Annotated in this window: 13 protein-coding genes; all 13 read right to left on the bottom strand. The window is 58.7% G+C overall.

Annotated features, from left to right (window positions below):
* Positions 1-518 (bottom strand): DUF4823 domain-containing protein (locus D8U69_RS24880; protein WP_130908378.1); only part of this gene is annotated, 518 nt, incomplete at its 3' end.
* Between the two features lie 232 nt (positions 519-750).
* Complete coding sequence (locus D8U69_RS24875) at positions 751-1,719, bottom strand: radical SAM protein (RefSeq protein ID WP_130908377.1); 969 nt, start codon at positions 1,717-1,719, stop codon at positions 751-753.
* Positions 1,720-1,857: 138 nt separating this feature from the next.
* Positions 1,858-2,496: a TetR/AcrR family transcriptional regulator gene (locus D8U69_RS24870; RefSeq protein ID WP_034149949.1), complete on the bottom strand. Its 639-nt coding sequence runs from the start codon at positions 2,494-2,496 to the stop codon at positions 1,858-1,860.
* Positions 2,497-2,891: 395 nt separating this feature from the next.
* Positions 2,892-3,683 (bottom strand): TatD family hydrolase, encoded by a 792-nt coding sequence (locus D8U69_RS24865; protein ID WP_130904426.1) that lies wholly within the window; start codon positions 3,681-3,683, stop codon positions 2,892-2,894.
* 15 nt (positions 3,684-3,698) lie between these two features.
* The gene (locus D8U69_RS24860) at positions 3,699-4,055 is read right to left on the bottom strand and encodes a PilZ domain-containing protein (protein ID WP_056855928.1); all 357 of its coding nucleotides are present in this window, start codon (positions 4,053-4,055) and stop codon (positions 3,699-3,701) included.
* A gap of 42 nt (positions 4,056-4,097) precedes the next feature.
* Positions 4,098-5,084 (bottom strand): DNA polymerase III subunit delta', encoded by a 987-nt coding sequence (locus D8U69_RS24855; RefSeq protein ID WP_056855929.1) that lies wholly within the window; start codon positions 5,082-5,084, stop codon positions 4,098-4,100.
* Positions 5,077-5,709 (bottom strand): dTMP kinase, encoded by a 633-nt coding sequence (gene tmk, locus D8U69_RS24850; protein WP_056855930.1) that lies wholly within the window; start codon positions 5,707-5,709, stop codon positions 5,077-5,079. The genes D8U69_RS24855 and tmk overlap by 8 nt, the downstream gene beginning before the upstream one ends.
* Before the next feature lie 19 nt (positions 5,710-5,728).
* Positions 5,729-6,952 carry an endolytic transglycosylase MltG gene (mltG, locus tag D8U69_RS24845; protein WP_130908376.1) on the bottom strand — a complete coding sequence of 408 codons (1,224 nt, stop codon included), beginning with the start codon at positions 6,950-6,952 and terminating at the stop codon, positions 5,729-5,731.
* A 3-nt stretch (positions 6,953-6,955) separates the two neighbouring features.
* Positions 6,956-7,771, bottom strand: coding sequence for an aminodeoxychorismate lyase (gene pabC, locus D8U69_RS24840; RefSeq protein WP_130908375.1), 816 nt, complete (start codon positions 7,769-7,771; stop codon positions 6,956-6,958).
* The gene (gene fabF, locus D8U69_RS24835; RefSeq protein WP_130908374.1) at positions 7,771-9,015 is read right to left on the bottom strand and encodes a beta-ketoacyl-ACP synthase II; all 1,245 of its coding nucleotides are present in this window, start codon (positions 9,013-9,015) and stop codon (positions 7,771-7,773) included. Before fabF ends, pabC begins: the two co-directional genes overlap by 1 nt.
* 109 nt (positions 9,016-9,124) lie before the next feature.
* The gene (gene acpP / locus D8U69_RS24830; protein WP_003175607.1) at positions 9,125-9,361 is read right to left on the bottom strand and encodes an acyl carrier protein; all 237 of its coding nucleotides are present in this window, start codon (positions 9,359-9,361) and stop codon (positions 9,125-9,127) included.
* A gap of 191 nt (positions 9,362-9,552) precedes the next feature.
* On the bottom strand, positions 9,553-10,296 hold the full coding sequence (gene fabG / locus D8U69_RS24825; protein WP_056855934.1) for a 3-oxoacyl-ACP reductase FabG: 744 nt from the start codon (positions 10,294-10,296) through the stop codon (positions 9,553-9,555).
* A gap of 16 nt (positions 10,297-10,312) precedes the next feature.
* A complete protein-coding gene (gene fabD / locus D8U69_RS24820) occupies positions 10,313-11,251 on the bottom strand; it encodes an ACP S-malonyltransferase (RefSeq protein WP_056855935.1) in 939 nt (312 codons plus the stop codon).
* Positions 11,252-11,277: the final 26 nt, after the last annotated feature.

The raw sequence follows: 11,277 nt of genomic DNA, 5'->3' as shown, positions 1-11,277 counted from the left end.
AAACCGCCACGACTCTTGATACGTGCAGTATCAATCAAATACTGGGTGCTGGTCTCGATCAACATGATTTGAATCACGCCGGTATCGACGCCAAGGCGATCCACGGCTTCCTGATCCAGCCACTCATCGGAGTTGCCGATGCGGTCATCGGATTTGGCGAATCGCGTGTAAAGCAGATAATGCGCACCCAGGGCACGGGCTTCGCTCATCGCCTGATCGAGGCCTTCCGGCACGCGCGCGCGGCGCACCATCGGAAAGTATTCGATGAAGCCGTCGAAGGCGACTTCGGCGATCACGTTTGGCCGAGGGTACACGGCACTGCCCGGCGGCACGAACGCGCCCTGAGCGATGTAGACGAACGAGTCCGGCTGAATGCGCAGGTTGTTCACGCGGCGGCTGTCGCTGTGATCAAGCAGGCCTGCATCGCTCATATGGTAGCGAGTCCCTTCGGCCATATCGCTGACGTTCATGCAGCCACCGAGCGCCAAAACGGCCAGCAGCAAAACCAGGCTACGCATCCTATCCTCCAGAGGCCGGTGACGGAAAACCGGCGAATGGCCGTGGGATGCAGATTTTGCGCCATTCCTCGCGATCACGGATATTTCCGGATTGATCATGTGGCCTGTGGCGAGGGAGCTTGCTCCTGCTCGGCTGCGCAGCAGTCGTAAATACTGAGGAATACTGTGTATTTGATCATTTAGGGCTGCTTCGCACCCCAGCGGGAGCAAGCTCCCTCGCCACAGGGGTCAATCAGCCGCCGATAATCTTCATGACGGTAGCGCCACCTGAGAACGCCACCTCCTGCTTGTCCCCAAGAGCTTTCACCAGCAATCGCTGCAAGGCCGGCAACGCCTGATGGCGCGGCTTGTCCAGCAGATCGCCGACATAGTGGCGATTGCTCGACGACAGGCAGCCATGCAGCCATCCCGTGGAGGAAAGACGCAAGCGCGAACAAGTCCGACAGAACGGCACGCTTTCATTGGCGATCACGCCGAAATGCCCAAGCCCGGGAATCTCGTAGCGCACCGCCGTCGCATCCACCGGCGCATCGGCCTGCAAATATTCATAACGCTCGCCGATCAGACTCAGCAATTGCTGCAGGCTGACGAACTGTTGCAGAAAGCCATTGGAGTCACTGGCCAGGTGGCCCATGCGCATCAACTCGATGAAGCGCAACTCATAACCCCGCTCCAGGCAATAATCGAGCAACGGCATCACCTGATCGAGGTTCTGCCCGCGCAGCGGCACCATGTTCACCTTGATCTTCATGCCGGCCTTGCGTGCCTGATCCATGCCGTCTAGCACGGTAGCCAGGTCGCCGCCACGGGCAATGCTGCGGAAGGCGCTGGCGTCGAGGGTATCGAGGGAAACGTTGATGCGCCGAATACCTGCATCCACCAACAGCGGCAGTTTCTTCGCCAGCAACTGACCATTGGTGGTCAGGCTGATGTCTTGCAGGCCCATCTGCCCGACCGCATTCATGAAGGTTTCGAGTTTGGGGCTGACCAGCGGTTCGCCACCGGTGATGCGCAAACGCTCGATGCCGGCCGCTTCGATCAGATAGGCCACACCACGCGACATGGCCTCTGCCGACAGTTCATCCTGCGCAGCCACCAACCGCTTGCCATTGGGCACGCAGTAGGTACAGGCGTAATTGCAGGCTGATGTCAGGCTGACTCGCAAATTGCGAAAACGCCTGCCTTGACGGTCAACGATCATGGCCACTCCGGCGAAAGGATATTCGGATTGCTAAAACTTGACTCACAAATCAAGTTTTAGCAAGTCCTATGCCTGAGTATATTCCTGCGGTACTGCCTCATGTAGCGAAATCATGGGGCAATAAGGCTGCTGAATGGCTCAGCTGCTCGGGGTGTCGGTGTCGCGCTTGCGCTTGTTGCCCATGCGCACACCGATGTCCATCAGGAACTGGAAGAACCCTTCCTGATCTTCCAGCACATTACTCCAGAACGGCGAGTGATACAGCGCTACCGCGCCGTGCACCAACGCCCAGGACGCGCAGTAATGGAAGTACGGCGGCACGTCTTCGAGCTTGCCTTCGCTGATCCGGCCCTTGATCAACAGGGTCAGGCGTTCGAAGTTCGAGGCACGGATCTTGTGCAGCTCCTCGATCATCTCCGGGACCTGGTTGCCCTTGACCACCTTTTCTTCCAGGCGATCGAACAAGCGATAACGTTGCGGATCGCGCATGCGGAATTCGAAATAGGCGCGGGACAGGGCTTCCTTGTCCTTGTCGACGTCGGCGGAATGCAGCAATTCGTTCAAATCGCGCTCGTAATCGAGCATCAGGCGCAGATAAATCTCGGCCTTGGATTTGAAGTGCTTGTAGATCGTGCCTTTGCCGATACCGACGGCATCAGCAATCATCTCGACGGTGACACTGTCTTCACCTTGTTCGAGGAACAGCTTGAGCGCGGTATCGAGAATTTCTTGCTCGCGGCGACGAAACTCACGGACCTTACGAGGTTCTTTATGCATAAGAAAAGGTCTGTAGGGGTCAAAATTCGAAGCCGCGTATTATGCCTAACTTGCGCCAAAATGCACGGATCATCCGACCATATCTGTGTTTTCTGGTCATTTTGCGCACGCCGCAAGGTTGATGAGAACTCTTCCGAAGCGCCCGTATTCCAAATTTGTTTAAAAACCCCGGTTCTCAAACTGGACTGGGCGCAATACTGATCAATACTTGAACTGTCGGCGGGACATCTCCCCCAAGTGTCACGCCGATATTGGTACCAACGGACCGCGTACCATTGTTTTACTCCTAATGGTCTTAACCCGGATTCACCCCCCAGAACCCGGGTTTTTTTTGCCTGCGATTTAACGACCAAAGCCCCGTGGGCGCGGCCCCAGGCTGCGATTTGTTTCTGGCGTTACGACGCTGCCCTGACATGCGCCAGGGGAAACAATCGCTGGAAGTTTTCGGTGGTCTGTTCAGCAAATCGCTCGTAGGACTCGCCGCGCAACATTGCCAGAAATTCCGCAACCTCTCGCACGTACTGCGGCAGGTTCGGTTTGCCGCGATGAGGAATCGGTGCCAGGTACGGCGAATCGGTTTCCACCAGCAAGCGGTCCGCCGGCACCTTGCTCGCCACATCACGTAATGCGTCCGCGTTGCGGAACGTGACTATCCCCGACAGGGAAATGTAATACCCCATGTCCAGCGCGGCTTTCGCCATGTCCCAATCTTCGGTGAAACAGTGCAGCACGCCTGCCTGAGGCAACGCCGCTTCGCGCAGCAGGTTCAAGGTGTCGGCGCGCGCACCACGGGTATGAATGATCACTGGCTTGCCAGTCTGCTTTGCCGCTTGCAGGTGCAGCCTGAACGATTGCTGCTGTAACTCGGCTGCCTCGGGCTCGTAGTGATAATCCAGACCGGTTTCCCCGATCGCCACTACGCGTGGGTGATTGAGTTCCTGCAACAGCCAGTCCAGCGCGGGTGCGGCGCCGGGCTGCACATCCAGCGGATGCACGCCGACCGAGCAGTCCACGTCGTCGTATTTCTCGGCCAGGGCTTTGACCTCGGCAGCGTTGTCGACGCTGACGCCGATACACAGAAAGTGCCCTACCCCGCGCTGACGTGCCGCATCCAGTGCGGCATCGAGGGAACCGTCGTGGGCGGCAAGGTCAAGTCGATCAAGGTGGCAATGGGAATCTACGAGCATAAAAATGGCTGCAACTTACATCGTATGAGTGGGACGGTCGGACTTCAGTGCTCCGGCCAGATGGGTTTCGATTCGACTGCGAGCGGTGTCGTCACCGTCGCCGAACTGTACGCCGACACCGGCGGCACGGTTACCCTGCGCGCCTTTGGGCGTGACCCAGGCGACCTTTCCGGCCACCGGGATTTTTTCCGGCTCATCCATAAGATGCAGCAGCATGAATACCTCATCGCCCAACTTGTAGCTCTTGTTGGTCGGGATAAACAGGCCACCGTTCTTGATGAACGGCATGTAGGCCGCGTAAAGCACGGATTTGTCCTTGATGGTGAGCGACAAAATGCCGTTGCGTGGCCCCGGGCTGACAGATTCGTTCATGCTGACCTCCACTGCTGATGCACAGAGTCTAGGCGCAGACCGTCACCTCTGGGTAGGCAAGGATGCCCATTGCACCAGCAGGGCCTCCAGCAGCAAGACCCGATTGAGGTTGGCCTTGCTCAACACCTTCTGGCGCTGGGCGAGAATCCAGTCCTGGATATTCAGGACTTTGTCTTGCGCCGATTTCTGAGCCAGGTACTGAATCACCTTGCGCATGTCGGTCAGCCCCAAGCCTTCTTCATCCTGGGTCAACTGATAGCGCAGGATCAGACTCGACCAGTCGCAGAACCAATCGAAGAGCAACAATAGCGGGATCGCATTCCAACCCTCGGCCAGTTGCGTCGGCGATTGCTGCTGCTTGAGCAATTTCTTTACCCCTTCGACCACTTGCGCACGCTGCTCGCGAACGCCCTGGGCCTGCAGGTTGACGGCGGCCAGAGGAGAGCCGGCAGCCAACGTCAGCAATTCAACCCGTTCGTCTTCCGAACAATCGGGCAAGGCCTTGGCCAGCCAGGCCTGGCTCATGGCTTCGCTTGGCAGCGGACAGGCCTGCTGCACGCAGCGACTCTTGATGGTCGGCAGCAGACGGCTGGGCTGGTGACTGACCAACAGCAGCACCGTGTCGCCTGAAGGTTCTTCAAGGCTTTTGAGCAAGGCATTGGCCGCGTTGATGTTCATCGACTCGACCGGCTCGATCAGCACCACTTTGCGTCCGCCCAACTGCGCGGTCTGCACCACGAAACTGACCAGGTCGCGAACCTGATCGACCTTGATCGCCTTGTCGGCTTCTTCCGGCTCCAGGATGTAGTTGTCCGGATGACTGCCTGCCTTGAGCAACAGGCAGGATTTGCATTCTCCACAGGCGTCCTGAGCAGTTGGACGCTGGCACAACAGGCTGGCCATCAAACGCTCGGCCAACGCCCGCTTGCCGATCCCGGCCGGGCCGTGCAACAAATAGGCATGCGCGTGCTGAGCACGACCGGCCAGTTGTTGCCACAGACTGTCCTGCCACGGATAGGCTTCAGCCACGGGTCAACTCCAGCAGACGTGGGAGCAAGGCGTCCAGAGCCAGCTGAACCTGCGCCAGCGATTGCGCGGCGTCGACCAGGACATAACGTGCCGGCTCCGCAGCTGCGCGCGTGAGGAAGGCATTGCGCACGGCATCGAAAAAGGCCCGGCCCTCCAGCTCAAAACGATCCAGACGTCCGCGTGCACTGGCGCGGGCCAGACCGACTTCCACCGGCAGATCGAAGATCAGCGTCAGGTCGGGGCGCAGATCACCCTGGACAAAGGTTTCCAGCGCGGCGATTCGCTCCAGTGACAAGCCGCGGCCACCACCCTGATAGGCATAAGTCGAATCCGTGAAACGATCACACAAGACCACCGCACCACGGGCCAGCGCCGGGCGAATCACCTCGGCCAGATGCTGGGCACGCGCTGCAAATACCAGTAGCAGTTCGGTGTCCGGATTCATCACCTCATCGACCGGGGCCAGCAGCACTTCACGAATGCGCTCGGCCAATGGTGTACCTCCCGGCTCACGGGTCAGCACGACCTCGATACCGGCTGCGCGCAGGCGCTCGGCCAGGTATTCACGATTGGTGCTCTTGCCGGCGCCTTCCGGGCCTTCCAGCGTAATAAACAAGCCAGTCACAGGCAGTCCTTAGTCAGAATCATTGCGGGTTTTGCGGCGCGGCTGCATCCGGTGCGGGCGTAGGTGCAGGTTCTTGTGGCGGCACTTGCGGCAAAGCCTCGGGAGTGATGTTGGGAGATGCGGCCGGGATCGGCGTCTGGTCCGGCTCAGCCTGAGGCTCTTCGGTTTGAGGTTCCTCAATCGCAGCCTCCGGCGATTCGGGCGCAGTCACCGGTGCGGGGCTGGAACGGTAATCAGCCCGACGCTTGAGCTGATACTCTCGCACGGCATTGTTGTGGGCATCCAGGTCATCGGAAAACACATGGCTGCCATCACCGCGAGCAACGAAATAGAGGCTGCTGCCCTCCACCGGATTCAGCGCCGCGTGGATCGCTTCACGGCCAACCATGGCTATCGGAGTCGGCGGCAGGCCGGAAATCATATAGGTGTTGTAAGGCGTCGCTTCCTTCAGATGGGCGCGTGTCAGCTTGCCGTTGTATCGATCGCCCAGGCCATAAATGACCGTCGGATCAGTCTGCAACAGCATGCCCATCGCCATGCGCCGCACGAACACGCCGGCAATCTGCCCGCGCTCCTGTGGCACGCCGGTTTCCTTCTCCACCAGCGAGGCCATGATCAGGGCTTGATACGGACCGCTGTAGGGCAAATCGGAGGCACGCTGATTCCACTCCTTCGCCAACACTTCATCGAGACGGTCGTAGGCCGTCTTCAGCAGCTCGACGTCGGTCATGCCCCGTACGAAACGATAGGTGTCGGGGAAGAACCGCCCTTCCGGGAAAACCCCGGTATGACCAAGCTTGTCCATGACCTGGCTGTCGCTCAGACCGTCAAGGGTTTGCTCGATCTTTTCCTCTTTGGCCAGCGCCGCACGGACTTGATGGAAATTCCAGCCTTCGACCAGCGTCAGGCTGTATTGCACCATTTCACCGCGCTTCCACAGGTCGATCAGACCTTCGACAGTCATGCCGGGCGTCATGCGGTATTCGCCGCTGTGCAAAGGCTGCTTGGGCAGGTTGAAGCGCCAGTAAACGCGCAACCAGAACGCATCCTTGATGATGCCGTCGGCTTCCATTCGCAAAAAGGTGCGGTTCGGTGTGGTGCCTTTGGGCACCTCCAGCAATTCTTCCTGAGTAATGTTCAGCGGCTGAACCAGCGCCGAATGAATTTTCCAGGCAGAAGCACCCAACATCAGCCCCGCCAGAACCAGTCCGGTTTCCAGCAGCAGCAAGAATTTACGTCTCACGTATCAAACATCCAGTAGCGCACGGGCAATGGTTTGAAGTTTACGGGTGAGCGGCCCAACCGGCCAGCTCAGTGCGCCACAGGCATGCACTGGCCACACGCCATAAACGCTGTTGCAGACAAAGACTTCATCTGCCGATTGCAACTGATCCAGCGTGATATCGGTTATTTGCGTGGGAATGCCCAGTGACTCGGCTTGAAACAATAATTCGGCACGCATCACCCCTTCCACGCCGCAGCGGTTCAGATCGGCGGTGATCAGCACGTCATCGCATACCATGAACAGGTTGCTGAACACTCCCTCGATGACGCGGCCAGCCCGGTCGAGCAGCAAGCCCTCGGCATGGTCGCTATCTTGCCATTCGGAACGGGCGAGCACCTGTTCCAACCGATTCAAGTGTTTGAGTCCGGCAAGCAGGGGCTGATCTGAAAGGCGTGTAGTACAGGGAAACAAGCGGATGCCTTGCTCGGCATGCGCGGCTGGATACGTCGCCGGAGGATTACCCAGCAAGATGCGGCGGGCTTGAACAGAGGGGTCAAAGGCATATCCGCGCAAACTGTCACCACGGGTGATGATCAGCTTGAGAACGCCTTCGTCGAGCTTTGCAGCGTAGTTGAGCAGCTCTGTAACCATGGTGCCATGATCGAGGTTGATTGCCAGCCGCTGACACCCTCTGGTCAACCGCAATACATGGCGATCCAGCATCACCGGGAAACCATTGCGCACGGCGATGGTCTCGAACAAACCATCGCCGTAAGCCAGGCCGCGATCTTTCAGCGACAGCGTGTCAGCCGGCTGACCGTCGACCCAGCTTTCCATCAACCTGCGAACCGGCGGAACACCAGCGAGCCGTTGGTGCCGCCAAAACCGAAGGAGTTGGACAGGACCACATCGATTTCCATGTTGCGCGCCGTGTGCGGTACGAAATCGAGATCGCAGCCTTCATCCGGCTCATCCAGGTTGATGGTCGGTGGTGCCACCTGGCTGTTGATCGCCAGCACGCTGAAGATCGCTTCAACCGCGCCGGCCGCACCGAGCAGGTGACCGGTCATCGACTTGGTAGAGCTGACCGCCAGGTTGTAGGCGTGCTCGCCAAACACCGACTTGATCGCATTGACTTCCGCGAGGTCGCCGGCAGGAGTCGAAGTACCGTGGGCATTGATGTACTGCACTTGGTCGCCATTGATTTTGGCATCGCGCAGCGCATTGGTGATGCAGCGGGCAGCACCGGCGCCGTCGGCGGGTGGCGAGGTCATGTGGTAAGCATCGCCGCTGGTACCGAAACCGATCAGCTCGGCATAAATGGTCGCGCCACGGGCCTTGGCGTGCTCCAGTTCTTCCAGAACCAGCGCACCGGCACCGTTGGACAATACGAAGCCATCGCGGCCCTTGTCCCATGGACGGCTGGCGCGGGTCGGCTCGTCATTGCGGGTCGACAGTGCGCGGGAGGCACCAAAGCCGCCCATGCCCAGGCCGCAGGCGGCCATTTCGGCGCCACCGGCAATCATCACGTCAGCTTCGTCGTACATGATGTTGCGCGCTGCCATGCCGATGCAGTGCGTACCGGTGGTACACGCCGTGGCGATGGCATAGTTAGGACCCTGTGCACCCAGGTGGATGGACAGGAAGCCGGAAATCATATTGATGATCGAGCCGGGTACGAAAAACGGAGAAATCCGTCGCGGGCCGGTTTCGTGCAGCGTGCGGCTGGTTTCTTCGATATTGGTCAAGCCGCCAATACCCGAACCCATGGCCACGCCGATGCGCTCGCGGTTGGCGTCGGTGACTTCCAGGCCCGCATTGCGCACTGCCTGAAAACCTGCGGCCAGACCGTACTGAATGAACAGGTCGAGCTTGCGTGCTTCCTTGAGCGACAGGTATTCCTCGACATTGAAGCCCTTTACCGAGCCGCCAAAACGGGTGGAATAGGCAGAAAGGTCGGTGTGTTCGATCAGACCAATGCCACTGCGGCCAGCCAGAATGCCCTGCCAACTGCTCGGCACATCCGTGCCCAGTGGCGACAACATACCCATACCGGTGACTACGACGCGTCTACGCGACACAGCACTCTCCTTTTTTCAAATGACGACTTTGCATCAGGCCTAAAGAAAAAACCGCACGCCATGATGGCAGTGCGGTTTTTCCATGACAGCAAGCAACGATTACAAACTATTACGCCTGATGGCTAGTAACGTAGTCGATTGCAGCTTGTACAGTAGTGATCTTCTCAGCTTCTTCGTCAGGGATTTCGGTCTCGAATTCCTCTTCCAGAGCCATCACCAGCTCAACGGTGTCAAGGGAGTCAGCACCCAGGTCTTCAACGAAGGAAGCAGTGTTGACCACTTCTTCTTCTTTAACGCCCAGTTGCTCGGCAACGATTTTCTTGACGCGCTCTTCGATGGTGCTCATACCTTGTTTTCACTCCTAATGGACAAATTCAGGCAGCTGGCCAGTGGGTAAGTGTATAGAAAGACTTTTCAGTTTTTCAACTGAAAGCTTCACTCCTCAAACCCGGTGACCCTCTGCCTATAAATAGATTGCAGCTTTATAACGGATTTTAGACAGCTCGTATGACATTTTTTTGAAGCAATCCGTCACATTTAACTCATGTACATCCCGCCGTTCACCGGGATTGTAGCCCCAGTAACGTAAGCCGCACCGTCGGAGGCAAGAAAAGCGACCACAGACGCGATCTCTTGAGCTTGTCCCAGACGACCCAGCGGAATTTGCGTCTGCAAGGCTTCACGCTGTGCCTCGGGCAGTTCGCGGGTCATATCGGTATCAATGAACCCTGGAGTCACCGAGTTTACCGTAATCGAACGCGAACCGACTTCACGCGCCAGTGCACGGCTGAAACCTTCCAGACCGGCCTTGGCGGCAGCGTAGTTTACTTGGCCTGCGTTGCCCATGGCACCCACAACCGAGCCAATACTGATAATTCGTCCCCAACGGGCTTTGGTCATGCCGCGCAAAACACCCTTGGACAGGCGGAACAGACTGTTCAGATTGGTATCGACGACGTCATGCCATTCGTCATCTTTCATGCGCATCATCAGGTTATCGCGGGTGATACCGGCATTGTTGACCAGAATCGCCGGCGCACCGAACTGCTCCTGAATGCTCGCCAGGACAGCCGCCACGGACTCGTCGCTGGTGACATTGAGCTCAATGCCGGTGCCCTGGATACCGTTTTCCTTCAAAGTGGCGGCAATACGCTCGGCACCCGAAGCGGTGGTCGCGGTGCCAACAACGATGGCGCCCTGACGACCCAGTTCCAGGGCGATGGCCTGGCCGATGCCACGGCTTGCACCGGTGACCAGTGCAACTTTACCTTGCAGACTCATGCAAGTTTCTCCTGATTCAGGCCAACGCTGCACGGGCGGCAGCGAAAGCGTCTGGGGTATTGAGGTTGGAAGTCGATACGCCTTCGGCGCAGCGTTTGTTCAGGCCGGCGAGCACCTTGCCAGGACCGCACTCGACCAGATTGGTCGCACCCTTGGCTGCCAGCGCCTGGACCGACTCGACCCAGCGTACAGGCTTGTAAAGCTGTTCAAGCAGATCGCGCTTGAGGGTTTCCAGATCGGCAGGCACATCGGCACTGACGTTCTGCACCAGCGGAATTTGCGGAGCCTGCCAGTCGATCGCTGCGATCGACTCGGCAAAACGCTCAGCAGCCGGACGCATCAGCTCGCAGTGCGACGGCACGCTGACCGGCAACGGCATGGCACGCTTGGCACCACGCGCCTTGCAACCTTCGATGGCACGCTCGACCGCAGCCTTGGCACCGGCGATCACCACCTGGCCAGGGGAGTTGAAGTTGACCGCGCTGACCACTTCACCTTGCGCCGCTTCGGCGCAGGCTGCCAGCACATCGGCGTCGTCCAGACCAAGGATCGCGGCCATGCCGCCCTGCCCGGCCGGAACGGCTTCCTGCATCAACTGACCACGACGCTCGACCAGCTTCACCGCGTCGCCGAGGCTCAGGCTGCCAGCGGCAACCAGTGCGCTGTATTCACCCAGGCTGTGACCGGCAACATAAGCCGGGCGCGCGCCGCCTTCTGCCAGCCACAAGCGCCACAGGGCGATCGAAGCGGTCAGGATCGCCGGTTGGGTTTTATCGGTTTGATTGAGTTGCTCTTCCGGCCCTTGCTGGGTCAGTGCCCACAGGTCGTAACCCAGAGCATCGGAGGCTTCTTTGAATGTTTCGAGGACAACCGGATGTTGCGCGCCCAACTCGGCCAGCATGCCGAGGGACTGCGAACCTTGTCCCGGAAAGACGAATGCGAGGGAAGCAGACATGTAACAAGCCCCTAATGATCTTGTCG

Origin of the sequence: Pseudomonas sp. Sample_16 (assembly GCF_004307665.1) — a bacterium.
Lineage (GTDB): Bacteria > Pseudomonadota > Gammaproteobacteria > Pseudomonadales > Pseudomonadaceae > Aquipseudomonas.
Note: the sequence above shows the minus strand (reverse complement) of the source record. Positions and strands in the feature narration are given on the sequence as shown.